The 17,628-nt window shown below is 71.1% G+C and carries 16 protein-coding genes and 1 pseudogene; 8 read left to right on the top strand and 9 right to left on the bottom strand.

Going from position 1 to position 17,628, the window contains the following annotated elements; translation table 11 throughout:
- Positions 1 to 58 precede the first annotated feature (58 nt).
- Together B9G49_RS10420 and B9G49_RS10415 are read right to left on the bottom strand one after the other, a co-directional pair.
- Positions 59 to 430 carry a rhodanese-like domain-containing protein gene (locus B9G49_RS10420; protein ID WP_049932035.1) on the bottom strand — a complete coding sequence of 124 codons (372 nt, stop codon included), beginning with the start codon at positions 428 to 430 and terminating at the stop codon, positions 59 to 61.
- An 81-nt stretch (positions 431 to 511) separates the two neighbouring features.
- Positions 512 to 1,078, bottom strand: a complete 567-nt coding sequence (locus tag B9G49_RS10415; protein WP_049932033.1) for an NADPH-dependent FMN reductase — start codon at positions 1,076 to 1,078, stop codon at positions 512 to 514.
- A gap of 415 nt (positions 1,079 to 1,493) precedes the next feature.
- On the opposite strand from B9G49_RS10415, the gene B9G49_RS10410 reads away from it, so the two are divergent.
- Together B9G49_RS10410 and B9G49_RS10405 are read left to right on the top strand one after the other, a co-directional pair.
- On the top strand, positions 1,494 to 2,897 hold the full coding sequence (locus B9G49_RS10410; RefSeq protein ID WP_086216314.1) for a phosphoglucomutase/phosphomannomutase family protein: 1,404 nt from the start codon (positions 1,494 to 1,496) through the stop codon (positions 2,895 to 2,897).
- Positions 2,898 to 3,416: 519 nt separating this feature from the next.
- Positions 3,417 to 4,160, top strand: a complete 744-nt coding sequence (locus B9G49_RS10405) for a DNA polymerase sliding clamp (RefSeq protein ID WP_049932029.1) — start codon at positions 3,417 to 3,419, stop codon at positions 4,158 to 4,160.
- Between the two features lie 740 nt (positions 4,161 to 4,900).
- On the opposite strand, the gene B9G49_RS10400 is transcribed toward B9G49_RS10405, so the two are convergent.
- Both B9G49_RS10400 and B9G49_RS10395 read right to left on the bottom strand, forming a co-directional pair.
- Positions 4,901 to 6,778, bottom strand: coding sequence for a histidine kinase N-terminal 7TM domain-containing protein (locus B9G49_RS10400; protein WP_086216313.1), 1,878 nt, complete (start codon positions 6,776 to 6,778; stop codon positions 4,901 to 4,903).
- An 82-nt stretch (positions 6,779 to 6,860) separates the two neighbouring features.
- Positions 6,861 to 7,454, bottom strand: a complete 594-nt coding sequence (locus tag B9G49_RS10395; protein WP_049932148.1) for a hypothetical protein — start codon at positions 7,452 to 7,454, stop codon at positions 6,861 to 6,863.
- A 108-nt stretch (positions 7,455 to 7,562) separates the two neighbouring features.
- On the opposite strand from B9G49_RS10395, the gene mdh reads away from it, so the two are divergent.
- Genes mdh through B9G49_RS10380 form a run of 3 tightly spaced genes read left to right on the top strand, consistent with a single transcriptional unit; the run spans position 7,563 to position 9,330 of the window.
- Positions 7,563 to 8,477 carry a malate dehydrogenase gene (gene mdh, locus B9G49_RS10390; RefSeq protein WP_086216312.1) on the top strand — a complete coding sequence of 305 codons (915 nt, stop codon included), beginning with the start codon at positions 7,563 to 7,565 and terminating at the stop codon, positions 8,475 to 8,477.
- Positions 8,478 to 8,531: 54 nt separating this feature from the next.
- Positions 8,532 to 8,720, top strand: coding sequence for a hypothetical protein (locus B9G49_RS10385; RefSeq protein WP_049932025.1), 189 nt, complete (start codon positions 8,532 to 8,534; stop codon positions 8,718 to 8,720).
- A 13-nt stretch (positions 8,721 to 8,733) separates the two neighbouring features.
- A complete protein-coding gene (locus B9G49_RS10380) occupies positions 8,734 to 9,330 on the top strand; it encodes a 2'-5' RNA ligase family protein (protein WP_086216311.1) in 597 nt (198 codons plus the stop codon).
- Positions 9,331 to 9,343: 13 nt separating this feature from the next.
- On the opposite strand, the gene B9G49_RS10375 is transcribed toward B9G49_RS10380, so the two are convergent.
- From B9G49_RS10375 to B9G49_RS10365, 3 genes are all read right to left on the bottom strand, one after another.
- Positions 9,344 to 9,526, bottom strand: coding sequence for a hypothetical protein (locus B9G49_RS10375; protein ID WP_049932022.1), 183 nt, complete (start codon positions 9,524 to 9,526; stop codon positions 9,344 to 9,346).
- Positions 9,527 to 10,921, bottom strand: coding sequence for a cytochrome P450 (locus B9G49_RS10370; protein WP_049932021.1), 1,395 nt, complete (start codon positions 10,919 to 10,921; stop codon positions 9,527 to 9,529).
- A gap of 91 nt (positions 10,922 to 11,012) precedes the next feature.
- On the bottom strand, positions 11,013 to 12,629 hold the full coding sequence (locus tag B9G49_RS10365) for a methyl-accepting chemotaxis protein (RefSeq protein WP_086216310.1): 1,617 nt from the start codon (positions 12,627 to 12,629) through the stop codon (positions 11,013 to 11,015).
- A 162-nt stretch (positions 12,630 to 12,791) separates the two neighbouring features.
- On the opposite strand from B9G49_RS10365, the gene B9G49_RS10360 reads away from it, so the two are divergent.
- Complete coding sequence (locus B9G49_RS10360) at positions 12,792 to 14,582, top strand: excinuclease ABC subunit C (protein WP_086216309.1); 1,791 nt, start codon at positions 12,792 to 12,794, stop codon at positions 14,580 to 14,582.
- Between the two features lie 37 nt (positions 14,583 to 14,619).
- On the opposite strand, the gene B9G49_RS10355 is transcribed toward B9G49_RS10360, so the two are convergent.
- Both B9G49_RS10355 and B9G49_RS10350 read right to left on the bottom strand, forming a co-directional pair.
- The gene (locus tag B9G49_RS10355) at positions 14,620 to 15,264 is read right to left on the bottom strand and encodes a helix-turn-helix domain-containing protein (protein WP_086216308.1); all 645 of its coding nucleotides are present in this window, start codon (positions 15,262 to 15,264) and stop codon (positions 14,620 to 14,622) included.
- 208 nt (positions 15,265 to 15,472) lie between these two features.
- Complete coding sequence (locus tag B9G49_RS10350; protein ID WP_086216307.1) at positions 15,473 to 16,369, bottom strand: alpha/beta fold hydrolase; 897 nt, start codon at positions 16,367 to 16,369, stop codon at positions 15,473 to 15,475.
- 123 nt (positions 16,370 to 16,492) lie between these two features.
- Here B9G49_RS10350 and thpR point away from each other — a divergent pair, with 123 nt between their 5' ends.
- Entirely contained in the window at positions 16,493 to 17,068 is a 576-nt protein-coding gene (gene thpR, locus B9G49_RS10345; RefSeq protein ID WP_086216306.1) for an RNA 2',3'-cyclic phosphodiesterase, read from the top strand.
- An 89-nt stretch (positions 17,069 to 17,157) separates the two neighbouring features.
- Positions 17,158 to 17,628 (top strand): annotated as a pseudogene (locus B9G49_RS10340) (HEAT repeat domain-containing protein); the annotation flags it as partial.

The raw sequence follows: 17,628 nt of genomic DNA, 5'->3' as shown, positions 1-17,628 counted from the left end.
GGAGCGTCGACGGCGGGGTCGCGAGACGCCGGTGACGAACTCGCAGACGCGATCGACTTCACCCGCGCAGCCGCCACCACAGCGACCGGAGCTTGTACCCGAGCGAGTCCCGCTCGTACCCGTTCCAGCCGCTCATCCCGCCGGAGAGCGTCGACGCCTCATAGCCCGCCTCGTCGAGGACGCGGGTCGCGCGCTTGGCGACGATCCCCATCTTACAGACGGTGACGACCTCGCTGTCGTCGGGAATCTCGTCGAGCCGGCGGCGGAGCGCGGCGTCGTCGCCGCTCCGGAGGTCGTCGTACACGGGCACGTTCCGGCTCCCGTCGATCGCGCCGCTCCCGTAGTCCGACTCGGGGCGGATGTCCAGCAGGAACGGCTCGTCGTCCGTGCCGAGGCGCTCGTCCAGCTCGTCCGGGCGGATACGGCTCATCGGGGGACGATCGGTCTCGCGGGGCAAATCTCTGCCGGCTGCGGCGCGTCGAGCGCGGCGACCGCGGGGCCGCGACCGGTCTCACTCCCGCAGCCGCTCCGAGTGTTCGACGACAACCCGTCCGAGCCGCTCGGTGCGCCGGCGGAGGTCGTCGTCGGTGATCCGCGGACCGTCGTCCGGGGCGTCCGCGTCTCCCGGTCCGCCCGTCTCGACCTTCGAGGAGGCGCCCCGGATCCCGACCTCGTGGGGGACCGTCCACGCGTGGACGTTCCGGAACGTCGAGCGGAGGTGTTCGAGCGTCCCGCCGTAGGAGCCGCCGCCGGCGGTCGCGAGCAGGCCGACGGCGGTATCTGCGTACTCGTCGGAGCCGCAGAAGTCGTGGAAGTTCTTGAACGTCGACGAGTAGGATCCGCGGTAGACGGGCGTGCCGGCGAGGACGCCGTCGGCCTCGCGGACGCGGCGCTTCAGCGCCTCGCTGTCGCCTTGGGCGTCCTCTTCGGGGTGGTACAGCGGGAGGTCGACCGCGGCCAGGTCGATCAGGTCCGTCTCGGCGCCGGCGTCGGCCGCGGCGTCGAGCGCGACGCGGAGGGCGGCCCGCGTGGTGCTGGCCGCGCTCCGGCTGCCGGAGACGGCGACGATTCGGGTCATACCTCGAGTTCGAGACCAGATAGTAAAAACGGAGGCGATCGACGGGGAGCGGACCCGAAACTCCGACCGTTAGTGCCTTGGAACTAATTGGCAAGGTCGATTCGCGCCGTCATAACTCCGGCCCCTCGATTGTAAGTAGCCGGTAGCAGATCGGCGGCGGCCACCTCCGAAGCCCCGGCCTCGCGGCGCCCCGGTGAGTCCCCCTCTGCCCAGCACAGCACCTCACGCCTCCCCAGCCTCGTCGGACCGGCGCGACTGCGTCGGTCCGACTCCCTCGCGCGTGCTCCTCACGCCCTGCGGGCATTCGGAGGCACGCGCCGCCGCGGTTTATTTATCAATAGCCGCGGGCGATCCGCTCGCGCAACCTTCGCGGCCGACACGGGGCATTATTGTCCCCGCCGCCGACGTGGCCGACATGGACCAGATAGCCTTCGGCACGGACGGGTGGCGCGCGACACTCGACACGTTCACCGACGAGCGCGTGCGGATCGTGGGACAGGCGATCGCCGACCACCTCGACGCGGCGGGGCACGACGAACCGGTCGCGGTGGGGTACGACGCCCGCGAGACCTCGGAGGGGTTCGCCGAGAGCCTCGCGGAGGTGTTCGCGGGCAACGGCTTCGACGTGATCCTCCCCGAGCGCGACGCGCCGACGCCGGTGATCGCCCACGCTATCGTCGACCGCGGACTGGCCGGCGCGTGTATGATCACCGCCTCGCACAACCCGCCCGAGTACAACGGCGTGAAGTTCATCCCGCACGACGGCGCGCCGGCGCTGCCGGACGTGACCGAGGATGTCGTCGACCGGCTCGCCGAGCCCGACCTGCTCCCCGAAGCCGAGCGCGGCGACATCTCTCGGGTCGACCTCGTGAGCGAACACGCCGACGCGGCCCGCGAGGTCGTCGGCCGCGTCGCCGGAGACGGGGACAGCGTCGACCTCGACGGGCTCACGGTCGCGTACGACGCGATGCACGGGAGCGGGCGCGGCGTCACGGACGCGCTCCTCGAGTCGGCCGGCGCGGAGGTGGAGCGCCTGCGCTGCGAGCGCGACGTGACCTTCGGCGGCGACTCCCCCGAGCCGTCGGCCGAACACCTCGGAGAACTGGCCGAGCGCGTCACCGACCCCGAGAGCGACGTGGATCTGGGGATCGCCAACGACGGCGACGCCGACCGGATCGCGGTCGTCACGCCCGAGCGCGGCGTCCTCGACGCGAACCTCTTCTACGCCGCCTGCTACGACCGTCTCTTGGAGACCGACTCCGGGCCCGCGGTCCGCACCGTCTCGACGACGTTCCTCGTCGACCGCATCGCCGAGGCGCACGGCGAGGCGGTGTACGAGACCCCGGTCGGCTTCAAGTGGGTCGCCGAGGCGATGGGTGAGCACGACGCGCTGTTCGGCGGCGAGGAGTCCGGCGGGTTCACCCTCCGCGGTCACGTCCGGGAGAAGGACGGCGTGCTGATGGGGCTGCTCGCGGCCGCGACCCACGCCGCCGAGCCGTTCGACGCGCGCGTCGACCGCCTGCTCGACGAGCACGGCCACATCGCGGCCGGAAAAGTGTCGCTCGACTGCCCGGACGACCGGAAGGAAGCGGTCCTCGACGAGCTAGAGGACCACATCCCGGAGGCAGTCGGCGGGTCCCCCGTAGCGAAGGTCGTCACGCTCGACGGGTTCAAGCTCCTCTTAGAGAGCGGCTCGTGGCTGCTCGTCCGCCCCTCGGGAACCGAGCCGAAGCTCCGGGTGTACGCCGAGGCCGACTCCGACGAGGCCGTCGACGACCTGCTCGCCAAGGGGCGCGACCTCGTCGAGCCGCTCGTCTGAGGGCCGCGCGCGACGACCGGCGCGATCGGTCCGGGAGCCCGATCCCGCGCGGACGAGTTTCAGTTCCGTCTTGCGTTCGGCTCGTCTACTCATGAATTACCCTCGCACCGTCGTGTACCGCCTGGCGCGGCGCAGGCCACACACGGTCGACGAGCCACTGTCAGCGCCCGAGCGGACCGACGTGAACCCGACACCGCTCGCGGAGCCGGCCGACGGCGCCCCGACGGACGGGCCGATCCGAGCCGCCCGACCCCGGCGACGGAGCGCCCCGCGGCCCCGGTAGCGAGGAGCCCCGCGACCTCACGCGCGAGCCGGCGGACGGCGGCGCGGACGCGGAGGCGAGAGGCCGGGACGCCGACGAGGCGGAGACCCTCGAATACCGGCTCGAACGGCTCCGCCCGCTGCGAGCCGTGGTGACGCTCGGGGTCGTCGTCGCCCGGCTCATCCGGTCGGTTTGAGCGTTTCCGTGCCGACCCGATCGGGTGTCTTTTTAGGGGATACCGCCCTAGCCGAACGTATATGTTCAAGGCCATCGTGGGCGCGTCGACGTTTCAGGACGCGCTCGATTCGGTGAGCGTGTTGGTCGACGAGTGTAAGATCCGCCTGAACGAGGAGGAGCTCTCCATCCGGGCCGTCGACCCCGCCAACGTCGGCATGGTCGACCTCACGCTGGAGGCGGCCGCGTTCGAGTCCTACGACGCCGACGGCGGCGTCATCGGCGTCAACCTCGCCCGCCTGGAGGACATCGCCGGCATGGCCAACTCGGGCGACCTGATCCACCTCGAACTCGACGAGGAGACCCGCAAGCTCCACATCGAGATCGACGGCCTATCCTACACCCTCGCGCTCATCGACCCCGACTCGATCCGCCAGGAGCCGGACATCCCGGACCTCGATCTCGCCTCCGAGATCGTCGTCGAGGGCGCCCAGCTCGACCGCGGGATCAAGGCCGCCGACATGGTCTCCGACCACATCCGCCTCCGCGTCGACGAGACCGACGAGGCGTTCTTCATCGAGGCCGAGGGCGACACCGACGACGTGAACCTCAAGCTCGACCGCGAGGACCTCATCGCGCTCACCGCCGGCCCCGCTGACTCGCTGTTCAGCCTCGACTACCTCAAGGACATGAACAAGGCGATCCCCTCCGACGCCGAGGTCACCGTCGAGCTCGGCGAGGAGTTCCCCGTCAAGCTCCACTACGGCTTCGCCGAGGGGCTCGGACAGGCAACGTATATGCTTGCACCGAGGATTCAGAGCGAGTAAATTACCGAGGGAAGCGTGTCCAGGATGCGGAGAGTCGTTCAAGCGGGTCGGTAGTCACTGGGCACGCGGAAGCTGTTACTACCCCGAAACACCCACGTACCTTCGCGAGATCCTCGTCGGCTGTTTCATGGGTGACGGGGGGTCCGTCCCAAAGACGAACGACGGGGCTCACGGCCTGTTCCGTCTCTCGATGGTTACAAGCAATCCTTGGAGTGGTTCGACCACGAGATGGGGGTGTTGAGACCGGTGTCCGATTAAAAAAAGACGGCAGCGGAGCTGGCACATAGTAACCGTGAATCGGGGTCAGTCCAAATGCGAGGGCTCAGAACAATCACGATAGGTATACCGTCATATCGCGATCTCACCCGTTCATGCGGTCACTTCGTCGGTGGTACCGATCCGGCGAGAAGCGGTTCCCAGAGAGTCTATCGCTGACGCCACGGATCGCCAAGATGTGGTACGTCTGTGACGGGTGTCTCGATGTTCAGGAGTACGGCGAACCGAGAGCATCGATACGGATACGACACCAAGACGGTCGTCAGGATTTCCTCTTAAGCCTATTCGAAGAAATTGGCCTCTCACCGTCGTACGGCCGCGAAACGATCCGCTTCGGGGTCGAAGAGGCTCGCTCGTTCCTCGACTGAAGCACCCCACCGCCCGGATTCGAGTACAAGTGGGTGCTCGACTCGCGAGAGCGCTACGATCGTCTGAAGGCACAGGCGTACGGCGAGGCACACGCTTTATAAACCGTCCACGACCGGAACCGACACCGTCACCCGCGTCCCCCGCGGCTCCCGGTCGGCGTACTCGACGTCGGCGCCGACCGCGGCGGCGCCCCACGCGACGACCCACAGGCCCAGCCCCGACCCGTGTTCGAGGGCGGTCTCCCGCCCGGACTCGACCGCCTCGACTTCGTGCTCGGGGATCCCGGGCCCGTCGTCCGCGACGGCGAGCACGAACCGCGCGTCGCCCTCGCCCTCGTGGCCGCCGTCGCCTCCGCGCTCCTCTCGACGGAGCGCGACCCGTACCCACGCCCCGCCGTCATCGCGTTCTGTTCCCTGACCGTCATGGTGATCGAGCGCGTTCTCCACCGTGTTCTCGACGACCGCGCGGAGCGCGTCGAGCCGGACCCGCGTGACCCACTCGTCGTCGTCGGCGTCTCCGGTCGTCCGCTCGCCGACGGAAGTCGCCGCCCCGCCGTCGGCGGTCGTCGGCTCGCCGTCGACCGCGAGTTCGATCGCCGCGTCGTCGCGGCCACGGGCGTCCGCGACGACCGATGTCACGAGGTCGCGCACGTCCGTCGGCTCGGGGTCCCGATCTTCGAGCAGCCGCTCGACGGTCCCGGCCTTCTCGCCGAGCGCGGCCAGCGCGCCCGCGCGACGCTCGACCGCGTCGGCCATCTGAACGAGTTCCGAGTCGTCGACGCGATCGCGGAGGATCTCGCCGTACCCGCGGACGACGCCCGCGTCGTTGCGGAGGTTGTGACGCAGGATGCGGTTGAGCACCTCCAGCTGCTGGCGTCGGCGCTCGCGGTCGGTGACGTCCGAGAGAACGAGAGTGTACCCGACGTGGGTGCCGTTGGGATCGGTGAGCCGGGAGACCGACACCGCGTACGTGCGGCTGCGGGCGCCGTCGCCGGCGTCGATCTCGACCGTCTCGCGGGAACCGCCCGCTTCGTCGTCCGGGCCGGACTCGCCGCCGTCCGGCTCGCCCTCGCCCGCGTCGCCGATGCGGACCGGGAGATCGAGGAAATCGGCGAGCGGGCGGTCGCGGGCGGTCTGGGCGTCGACGCCGAGCACCGTTTCGGCCGCGGGGTTGATCCGGACGATGCGGCGGTCGAGCGCCAGCGCCACGATGGGGTCGCGGAGGTCGTCGATCGCGGTGCGCTCCGCGGCGCGGCTGGTGGTCGGGTTCCGGTCGAACATCTCCGCGCGGTCGAACGCGTACGCGTCGAGGAGCAGGTGTGGGACGAACATCACCGGCGCGAGTTGGAGTTGGGGCACCGGGCCGAGCGCCAGCGCCCACGCGACCAGCGCGAACCCGGGCGGCAGCGAGCTCAGCGCGACCGCGGCGCTCTCGCGGCGGTACAGCGGCCCGTAGCTGAGCAGCGTGTCGACGAGGAGGAACACGGCGCTGGCGACGAGGACCGTCTCCGCGGCGACCGTCAGGTACGCCCACGGCCCGAACGCGTACGAGACGGTCTCGACGCCGAAGACGGGGTCGCGCGCGAAGTCGGTCCAGAAGACACCGTGGAGCGAGTTCGTGACGACGAGCGCGGACGAGAGTGCGCCGAACCCGACGACCGCCGCGAACAGGCGGCTCCGGACCACGTCGCTCCGGCCCGTGTACTCCAGTGCGAACCCGAGGAAGGCGATCCCTGTCCAGATCACGCCCAGCCACATCGTCGCCTCCAGCGCGGCTCGGATCGCCGGTTCGGAGACCAGCAGGCCGACGCCGTAGGAGAGACACCACGTCGCCTGCGCGGCGAACACGCCGAGGAACCAGTCGACGCCGGGGCGGCCGCGGTGTTCGCGGATCGCCCACGCGAGCGCGAGCGCCCCCGCCCCGCCCGCGAGTGAGCCGACGGCGGGCCACGCGGGAACGAGGTCGAGGGCCATTCGTCGGGTACGACGGCGACGGCGGGGGTAAAGCTGTCGTGGGGCGGCGGTCCGTCCGGTCCGCGCTCCGGACGAACCGGCGCTACAGATGCCGCTCGATGACGCGCTTCGCGGCCTGTCCCTTCTCCTTCCAGCCGTACCCCTCGTCGTACACGTGGCGCTTGGCGTCGACGAGCTCGCCGGGCGTCGACTCCTCGAAGCCGCCGCGGTCCCACGCGCCCGACTCGCGGAGCCACTCGATCACGTTCTCGCGGGTCTCGGGCCACGAGAGCCCGACCATCTCGTACCACGCCACCATCGCGAACACCGCGTTGTCGTGACAGCCCGGGACCGAGCCGTGCTCGTAGACGGTGCGCATCGGGTCGCGAGTCGGCTCCGAGACGCGTTCCTTGAACTCCGCGGCGGTGAGCAGGCGGAGCCGGTCGCCGTCCTCGACGACGCGCTGGTCGCGGCGGAGCGCGCCGAGCGCGGCCTTGTGGAGCCCGCCCCACTCCGCCGGGACCGCGTCCCGCAGCGCCGCTTCCGGGAGGCCGTCGGGCTCCGCGGACAGCACCGACAGGAGGTCGGTGTACGCCTTCTCGACGGTCGGCCAGCTCACGCCCTCGAACTCACAGTCGGCGTCGTGAAGGCTGTTCGTCGTCCGACAGCCGGGGCACGGGTAGCGGAACGTCGGCACGAGGCGACGCTTCGACGCCGCGGGAGTTAGGGGTTTCGCGACGACGGTCACGAACGTTAGCGGGGTTCCGAAACGTTTACTCACCGGCCGGTCGCGAATCTACACGGTATGACAAAGGTCAGCGTTATCGGTGCGGCGGGGACCGTCGGAGCCGCGGCCGGCTACAAACTCGCGTTACGCGACGTGGTCGACGAGCTCGTCTTCGTGGACATTCCGGACCAGCGCGAGACGACGATCGGACAGGCCGCCGACGCGAACCACGGCGTCGCGTACGACTCGAACACGACCGTCCGGCAGGGCGAGTACGAGGACACCGCCGGCTCGGACGTGGTCGTCATCACGGCGGGCATCCCGCGCAAGGAGGGGCAGACCCGGATCGACCTCGCCGGCGACAACGCGCCGATCATGGAGGACATCGGGTCCTCGATCGCCGAGCACAACGACGACTTCGTCACCGTCACCACCTCGAACCCGGTCGATCTGCTCAACCGCCACCTCTACGAGGTGGGCGACCGCGACCGCCACAAGGTGGTCGGCTTCGGCGGCCGGCTCGACTCCGCGCGCTTCCGCTACGTCCTCTCCGAGCGCTTCGACGCGCCCGTCCAGAACGTCGAGGCGACGATCCTCGGCGAACACGGCGACGCGCAGGCGCCCGTCTTCTCGAAGGTGCGCGTCGACGGCCGCGACCCGTCGTTCGACGCCGACGAGAAAGAGCAGATCCTCGCGGACCTCCAGGAGTCCGCGATGGACGTGATCAGCCGGAAGGGCGCGACGCAGTGGGGACCCGCCACCGGCGTCGCCCACACCGTCGAGGCCATCCTCAACGACACCGGCGAGGTGCTCCCCTGCTCGGTCGTGCTCGACGGCGAGTACGGCTACGATGACACCGCGCTCGGCGTCCCCGCGAAGCTCGGCGCGAACGGCGTCGAGGAGGTCGTCGAGTGGGACCTCGACGAGTACGAGGCCGAACTGCTCGACGAGGCCGCCGAGAAGCTCTCCGAGCAGTACGAGAAGATCGCGTAGCGAGCGCCCGGTTTTACCACCGTCTTTTTATCGCTGCCGCACCCCCGTCTGGCCATGAACCGCGCCGAGATCGACACCGACGACCTCCTGAAGATCGTGCTGCTGCTCGTCGTCGTGTGGCTTCTCCTGGAGATCGTCGGGGCCGTCCTCGAGGTCGCCTTCTGGCTGCTCGACGCCCTCCCGACGCTGATCGGGATCGCGCTCGTCGTCGTGATCGCCTTACACCTCACCGATCGGATCTGAGGCGGCCGCCGACGTGTTCAGCCTCAACGTCCCGCTCCCGCCCGCGATCGACCGCCTCGCCGGCGATCTCCACCCGAAACTGACGGGGTTCGACCGCGTCCGCGAGCGTCACACCCTCGTCTGTAAGCGCTTCGGCGTCGAGGACGTGCGACGCGGAGAGCGCGACGGAGGCGATGAACGCGGAGAGGGAGAGGGGGGCGAGGAACGTGGAGGGGACAAACCCGTCCCGCCTCGTCAGGAGGCCCTCGACCGGCTGCGCGAACGCCTTCGTCGACCGCTCGCGACCGCCGACCCGTTCGAGGTCGCCGTGACCGGGATCGACGTCTTCGACGCGCCGCGGTCGGGGTCGCGGCCGATCGTGTATCTGACGGTCGAGAGCGACGGGCTCGTTCGGCTTCACCGCAGGCTCTGTGCGGCGTTCGGGACGGTGGAGGGAATCGAGGGCGACGCGTACGTCCCGCACGTGACGCTGGCGCGGGGCGGCGACCCGGAACCGGGCGCGGTCGCCGACCTCGTTGAGACCGAGTTCGACCCGGTCCGGTGGCGCGTCCATGCGCTCGACGCGTGGGACCCGGAGTACCGGGAGGTCGCGGCGACGGTCGATCTGTAGGGCGAACCGGAGGTTACGCGTCGTCGACCGCGTCCGGTTCCTCGACCGCGTGGTGCGGCCCCACCGGCCCGTGGGTCGGGCAGACGCCCGCGATCGGGGTGGCGTTGAGACAGCAGGCGCGGCGGTCGGTCGCAACGAGACCGCTCGAGAGCGGATCGCCGCACCGGGCGCAGTACGCGTCGGCGGGGGCGGACATCTACCGCTCGCGGATCCGCATCGGCACCGGATGGCTCGGGTGCATGGTGAGCGAGCCGCGCAAGGAGAGGTCCGGTCCCTCGTAGCCGAGTTCGAACTGCGAGCAGATCTCCGCGAGGATGATCTTCGCCTCCAGCAGCGAGAACGCCTTCCCGATACAGTGGCGCGGGCCCCCGCCGAAGGGGAAGAAGGCGAACCGGGGGCGCTCGCTCCGGCGCTTGGGCGTCCAGCGGTCGGGGTCGAACGTCTCGGGGGCGTCGTACCACCGCTCGGACCGGTGGGTCACCCACTGCGACACCATCAGCGCGGACCCCTCCGGGATCCGGTACCCCCCCAGTTTCACGTCGAGCTTCGGCTCGCGAAACAGGGTGTAGACGGGCGGGTAGAGGCGCATCGACTCGTTGAGCACGCGCTCGGTGTACGCCATGTCGCGGACGTCGGCCGCGGTCGGCGGGCCGTCGGCGGTCGCCGTCTCGGCCTCGCGCTCGACCTCGCGACGGGCCTCAGGGTGATTCGAGAGCAGGTAGAACGTGTACGTCAGCGCGAGCGCGGTCGTGTCGTGGCCGGCGAGCAGCATCGTCACCAGCTCGTCGCGGAGGTTCTCGTCGGTCTGCTCGCCGCGGTCGCGGGCGCGCAGGAGGACCGAGAGCAGGTCCATCGGCAGGTCGCCGTCGCCGTCCCCGGCCGGGCCGGGCACCGCGACGCCCTCCGCGCCGGCGGGGTCGACGCTCGGGTCGCGCTCCGTGCCCCGGCGGCGGTCGACGATCCCGTCGATGACGGATTCGAGGGTGTCGATCGCGGCGTCGAACTCGCGGTTCTCGCGGGTCGGCACCCAGTTCGGGATCAGGAACCGCCGCGGGTCGGGCTCGAACCGCGCGCCGAGCGGCTCCAAGTTCTCTTGGACCGTCTTCACCTCCTCGTCGGTGATGTCGGCGCCGAACATCGCCGAGACGATGATCTTCACGGTGAGGCGGGCGACCTCGAGCTGGATGTCGACGACCTCGCCGTCGGCCCAGTCCGCGAGCTGCGACTCCGTGTGGTCGACCATCGTCCCGTCGAGCGCGCCGATCCGGCGGTTGTGGAACGAGGGGTTCGCGAGCGTGCGCTGGCGCTGCCACGTGTCGCCGTCGCTCATGAGGAGACCGTCGCCGAGCAGCGTGTCCATCGCGTCGTCGCCGAACTGGGGCTTCCGGTAGCGTTCGGCGTCGGCGACGAGCACGCGCTCGACGTCGGCGGGGTTCGTGAGCAGGTACGTCTCTCTGGGACCGAGGTCGAGCCGCACCACGTCACCGTAGCTGTCGGCGCAGGCGCGGAGGAAACCGAAGGGGTCGTCAGCGAACTGGCGACCGTTCCCGAACAGGGGGTCGCCGAGCGGCCCGGGCGGCGTAACGGACATACGTTTTGTGGGGGCTGAGCGGGGTTAAACGTTCGGCGGTGCCGAGAGAACGGGGGAGCGAAAGCGGACGGGACTCGGGGCGGTAGGGGAGTTATCTGGCGTCGAGCTGTTCGACGCGGGCGATCAGCTCGTCGACGCCACCGACGACCAAGAGGCGGCCGTCGACGATGCGTTCGGTCGCCTCCTCGGTGCGGTCGGAGCGCTCGCGGACCGCCTCCAGCGACGAGGTGAGCTCCTCGACGGTCGCCGCCTGGTCGTCGGTGGTGCGCGCGACCTCCGCGACGCCCGCGGCCGCCTCGTCGACCGCGTCAGCGATCTCTTCGAGCGAGTCGAGGACCGTCTCGATCTCGGTGCCCGCGTCCTCGATCCGGTCGTGCGAGCGCTCGACCGCGGTCGTGGTCTCCGCGGACTGCGTCTGGAGCTTGTCGAGGCTCTCCGTGATCTCCTCGGTGTAGCCGCGGGTCTCGTCGGCGAGCTTCTTCACCTCCTCGGCGACGACCGCGAAGCCGTCGCCGCCCTCGCCGGCGCGGGCGGCCTCGATGTTGGCGTTCAGGGCGAGCAGGTTCGTCTGCTCGGCCACGTCGGAGATGACCTCGATGACCTCCTCGATGTCGTCCATGCGCTCGGAGAGCGCGCCGACGCTCTCGACGAGTTCGTCGCCGATCTCCACCACGTCCTCGGTCGCCTCGCGGGCGTCCTCGCTGGCGTCTAACCCCTCGTCGGCGGCGTCGGCGGCCGCGACCGCGGCGGAGTCGACCTGGTCAGCCGTCGCCGCGACCTCCTCCATCCCCGCGGAGAACGACTGCATCTCCGAGACGCTCTCCTCTAAGAGCTCGTTCTGCTCGTCGACGTTCTCGGCGATGTCGGCTGCCGCGGCGCTCGCCTCCTCGACGGTGCCGTCGAGGTCGCGCGCCTTCTCGTGGACGCTCTCGGAGAGGGTCTGGAGGTTCTCCGCCATCCGGTTTACGACGCCGATGACGCTCAACAGCTCTTCGTTGAGAATTTCGCACTCCTCGCGGCAGACGGCGCGGGCCTCTAGGTTTCCCTCCCCGATCTCCTCGGCGGTCTGGCGGATCTCGGCGACCAGCTCCGCCGTCGCCTCGCGCTCGTTGACGTTCTCGGTGCGGTCGATGACGACCTCAGTCACGCCGACCAACTCGTCGCCGTCGTACATCGGGGTCGCGGTGAACTCGATGTGCTTCTCCTCGCCGTGGCGGTCGACCATCGTGCTCGTGTCGCGGTAGCGGATCCGTGCCGATCCGGACCGCTCGACATCGTACACCTCGTCCGCGTCCTCGGGCGCGTCGAGCACCTTGTCCGCGAGTGTGTCGGCGCGCCGACCGTCGGGGTAGAATAGCTCCGAGGCGTAGTCGTGGCCGAGGGCGTCCGCGCGGTCGACGCCGGTGAGCGCCGCGAGCGACTCGTTCCACTCGGCGACGTTCCCCCCGGTGTCGAGGATGAACGTCGGGACGCCCGTGGCGTTGAACACCTCGGCGAAGCCGGCACCCCCTAAGGTCTTGGTCCGGTCCACGCCGTCCGCCTCGGTGACGCTGTACTCCTCGTCGCTCGGGCCACCGGACTCGCCGGCCGGGACCGTCGCGTCGTCCGTCCCCGCGGGCTCCCCGACGACGACGCCCCCGTCGGGGACCGACCGGGAGTCACCTCCCCGCCCGAGCACGCGCCGTAACAGCCCTCGAACTCCCGTCATATCTGTTTCCCTCTCCCCCAAGCATCGGGATAAACGGTTCTCCCCGTGACTCAGGTTTGATAACTACCCAGTTCGCGAAGTGACATGAACGGACCGTGACCTCGCTTCGGCTCGTCCCCGCAGCGTTCAATGGCGTCGGGCGGCTACGGCGATCCGAGACCGATGGACGCCGGCGCGGTGCGCGAGCGGGCCCGAGACCTCCCGACGGAGCCGGGCGTCTACCAGTTCCGGGCGGGGGAGACGACGCTGTACGTCGGGAAGGCGCTCGACCTCCGCGACCGGGTGCGGTCGTACGCGGACCCGCGCTCGGGCCGGATCCGAGGGATGGTCGAGCGCGCCGACCGGATCGAGTTCGCGGTCACCGACACGGAGACGCAGGCGCTGCTGCTCGAGGCGAACCTGATCAAGCGGCTGCGCCCGCGGTACAACGTCCGGCTGAAGGACGACAAGTCGTACCCGTTGGTCGCCTTCTCGGACCACGAGGTGCCCCGGATCGAGGTGACCCGCGACCCCGAGGCGGGCGCGGTCGCGTACGGCCCGTTCACAGACGTGGGCCGCGTCGAGACCGTGGTGAAGGCGGTCCGCGACGAGTACCGGCTGCGCGGCTGTTCGGACCACAAGTACGAGGGGCGCGACCGCCCCTGCCTCGACTACGAGATGGGCATCTGTTCGGCGCCGTGTACCGGCGAGATATCGCCGGAGGCGTACGCCGAGGACGTGGCCGCCGCGCGGCGCTTCTTCGAGGGCGAGACGGGCGTCCTCGCCGATCCCCTCCGACGCCGCATGGAGGCCGCGGCCGAGGCGAACGAGTTCGAGCGCGCGGCGAACCTCCGCGACCGCCTCGAAGCGGTCGAGGCGTTCCACGGCGAGGGGGGCGAGGCCGTCAGCGACCGGAACGACGACCGCACCGTCGATGTGCTGGCGGCCGCGGTCGAGGGCGACACGGCTCGGGTGGCCCGGCTCCACAGCGAGCGCGGGCAACTGGTCGACCGGAGCCGCCACCAGCTGGACGCGGCGGCGGTGGCGGACGCGGCCGAATCGGGGGCCTCCGGCGGCGACGCGACCCCGGCGGACCCCGACGCCAACACCCCCGCCGCCGTGCTCAGCGCGTTCCTCGCGCAGTACTACGCCGAGCGGGAGTTCCCGGACGCGGTCCTCCTCGCCGAACGACCCGCCGACCGGGACGTTGTCGATTGGCTGGAGCGCGAGGGGGTCGCGGTCCGGGTCCCGGGCGCCGGCCGCGAGGCGAAGCTCGTCGAACTCGCGCTGAAGAACGCCCGGAAGCGCGGCGGCCGCGACGACCCCGTGGGCGCGCTCGGCGACCGGCTCGGGATCGCCCGCCCCGAGCGCGTCGAGGGGTTCGACGTGAGCCACGCGCAGGGCACCGCCGTGGTCGGCTCCGACGTGTGTTTCGTCGACGGGAGCGCGGAGACGGCCGATTACCGCCGGAAGAAGCTCACCGAACGCAACGACGACTACGCGAACATGCGCGAGCTGGTCCGGTGGCGCGCTGAGCGCGCGCTCGCCGGCGAGGACGACCGCCCGGACCCCGACCTCCTCCTCATCGACGGCGGCGAGGGGCAGCTCGGGGCCGCCCGCGACGCGCTCGCGGAGACCGGGTGGGACGTGCCCGTCGTCGCCCTCGCGAAGGCGGAGGAGCTGGTCGTCACCCCGACCGGGACCCGGCGCTGGGACGACGACGCCCCCGAGCTCCACCTGCTCCAGCGCGTGCGCGACGAGGCGCACCGGTTCGCCGTCTCCTACCACCAGACCGTCCGCGACGAGGTCAGGACGGTCCTCGACGACGTGCCGGGGGTCGGCCCCGAGACGCGCCGCCGCCTCCTCCGGCGGTTCGGCCCGGTCGAGAACGTCCGCGACGCCTCCCGCGACGACCTCACCGACGTCGACGGCGTGGGCGACGCGACCGCCGACACGCTCCGCGAGCGGCTGTGAACCGACGGCGGGTCGGCGTCCGGGACGGCGGCGGCCGTCACGCCGATTCGACGGCGCGCTCGACGACCGCCGCCTCGGCCTTCCGGAGCAGTTCGCCGGCCGTGCTCGTCGCGCAGCCGAGCGCGGCCGCCACGTCCGCGACGGTCCCCTCGCGCGGAACCTCGTAGTACCCCGTCGAGACCGCCGTCTCCAGCGCCGCGCGCTGTCGGTCGGTCAGCCGCGACGGTTCCCGTCGGCGCTCGAACTCGTGGACCCACTCGATAGTGAGGTCGGCGAGGGTCGCGAGGTCGTCGTGGAACTCGCTGAGCGCCGCCGTCGCGCCCACTGCCTCGAACCGGACGTCGCCCGACTCGCGGAAGACGACCGGCGGGAGGAATATCACCCGCGACGCCGCGACGGTGTCGAGGAGCGCCGCCGGGAACTCGTAGGCGTCCTGCCGAAGGAACGCGTAGGTCCCGTCGGCGTCGCTCACGAGGCTGCTCGCGACCAGCGAGTCGAGCGCGTCGAGGGCAGACGCCGTCGCGTCGCGGTCGCCGTCGAACCAGAGCAGCGTCGTCGCGTCCGCCGTCGGGCTCCACATCAGCAGCTCCGCGCGACGGATCGGCGAGTCGGCGGCGATCGCCTCGTGGAGGGGGTGGCGGAGCCGCTCGGGGTAGGCGGCCGAGAACCTGATCCGTTTCATGACGCCGTCGCTCGACGTTCGAGCGTGCCGTACATCAATCCGCGTGGTTCGGGACCGCCCGCGGGAGGGACCCGGGACGAGGTCGGAGAGGAGGGCCGAACCGGTCAGCGGGGACGCAACGGCGTCTCGGGGACGGACTCGGGCAGGGCCGGATTGATCAGCGGGGACGCAGCGGCGTTTCAGGGGCGAACTCGGGGAGAGCCAGCGATCAGCGGGAACGCGACAGCGCCTCGGGGGCGGCCCGGAGGAGCGTCCCGAGGTGGTCCGCGCCGTCGAGGACGCGGAGTTCGGCGGTCGGAAGCGCCTCGGCCAGTCGTTCCGCCCCGGCGACGGGGACGTTCGCGTCGTCGGTCCCGTGCCACAGGCGCACCGGGGCGTCGACCGCGTCGAGGTCGATCCCCCAGTCGCTGCCGGCGTCGCGGAACTCGGTGACCGCGCCGTTCCGGTGGCGCTCGAACGCCGCGAGGAAGTCCTCCTTCACCACGGTCGCGGCGTCCTCGGGGACGGCGTCGGCGTCCTCGGCGTACTGGGCCACCACGAACGACGGGTCCGCGCGCGACGCGACCCACGCCTGACCGCGGAGCAGTGCCCCGAGGACCGACGGCGTCGCGGCCGCGAGGCCGGACAGGAGGCGCTGGACCGCGGGCGTGTCGTCGCCGAACGACGGCGGCGTCGCGCCGGCGACGAGGTCGACGCCGGTGACCCGGTCGCCGAGCGACGCGGCCGTCGCGAGGGCGTAGGGCGCGCCGCCGGAGAACGCGACGAGGGCCGCGCGCTCGACTCCGAGGTCGTTCAGGACGGGCCGCACGGACGCGGCGGCGTCGCCGACGGTCCGACCCGACTGCGGGGGCGAGCGTCCGTAGCCGGGTCTTTCGGGCGCGATCACGCGGACGTCGTTCGCTCGCGCCGCCGGTTCGAGGAGCGCGCCCAGCCGGCGGGACCCGGGCGTCCCGTGGAAGAAGACGACCGGGTCGCCGTCGGGAGGCCCGTACGTCGCGTAGGCGATCCGGCGACCGTCCGCCGAGCGGGCGACGCTCGACATCTCGCGCGCCGGCGCCCGACGCTCCGAGGGCGGGTCCGGTCGCGCGGAGTCGGTGGTGGCCATCACATGCGAGTATGGGAGGGTCACTACTGGGAATTGTGCCGGACTGATACGGTGGTATTTATATGGTGCGCCGGTTCGACCACCACAAGCGGTATCCGTCGCTCGGCCGATCCGGCGACGGAGATGCGAGCGTTCTTCGCCGTCGACCTCCCGGACTCGCTCGCGCCCGCCGTCGCGGAGGCACAGGCCCCATTCGCGGACGCGTCGGGCGTCAACCCGGTCGACCCCGAACAGGCGCACGTGACGCTGAAGTTCCTCGGCGACATCGGCACGGAGGACGATGAGGGCGATCCCGCCCTCGACAACGTGGCCGCCGCCGGCGAGCGCACCGTCGACCGCGCCGCAGTCTCCCCCTTCGAGGCCGAGATCCGCGGCCTCGGCGTCTTTCCGAACCGCGAGTACGTCTCGGTCGCCTGGGCGGGCGTCGGCCGCGGCGGCGACGACCTCGCCGCGCTCTACGAGGCGCTCGAAGCGGAGACGACCGCGCTCGGCGTCGACCCCAAAGCCCACGCGTTCACGCCGCACGTGACGCTGGCCCGCGTGGAGAGCGCGACCGGGGCAGAGGCGGTCCGAGACGCGCTCGACGCGGGAGATCCGGAAGTCGGGACGTTCTCGGTCGACGAGATTCGGCTGGTGGAGTCGGCGCTTACCGCGTCCGGGCCAGAGTACGGTGTCGTCCGGGGGTTCGGACTCGAATAACGCGGCACCGCGCGCCGGTCGCGTCGGATTCTCATCGGTGATAGCCGCGGCCATACGTTTAATCTACCGGATCGGTGAGGTGTTCACAGATGGACGACAGGCCGCGACCGGACGGGGCCGATGGATCGGCGGAGAGCGGCGGCACCGGGCGCGGCGGGCGGCCGACCGACGACGATCCCCCGGCGTTGGCGCGGCTCGATCGGCGGTTCGACGCGTCGACGCGACGCGAGGCGGCGGAGGCGCTCGGCAGCCCGTCCAGTTCGATGAGCGCCGCCGCGAGCCGGATCGTGGATGGGTTGTTCGAGGCGGCGCTCGACGACCCCGACGAGACCGTCCGCGCGGCGGCGATCGAGTCGCTGTACTTCCACGGCGACGACCACGTCGACCGACTGGGGCGGCGGGTCGCCGACCGGCGAGGCGGCGGCGCCGAGGACGGAAGCGGGAAGACGAGCGGGGCTGCCGAGACGTTCTAGCGGTGGCTGAGACACGACCGGGCCGCGTATCGGATGATGGGGGCGACGGGACTGTCGCCCGGCCGCGGCAGGGGCGCAGCCCCCCGG

This window comes from Halorubrum sp. SD683, assembly GCF_002135045.1.
Taxonomy (GTDB): Archaea; Halobacteriota; Halobacteria; order Halobacteriales; family Haloferacaceae; genus Halorubrum; species Halorubrum ezzemoulense.
The sequence above is the reverse complement of the archived record's forward strand: the minus strand, read 5'-3'. Positions and strand labels throughout refer to the sequence as shown.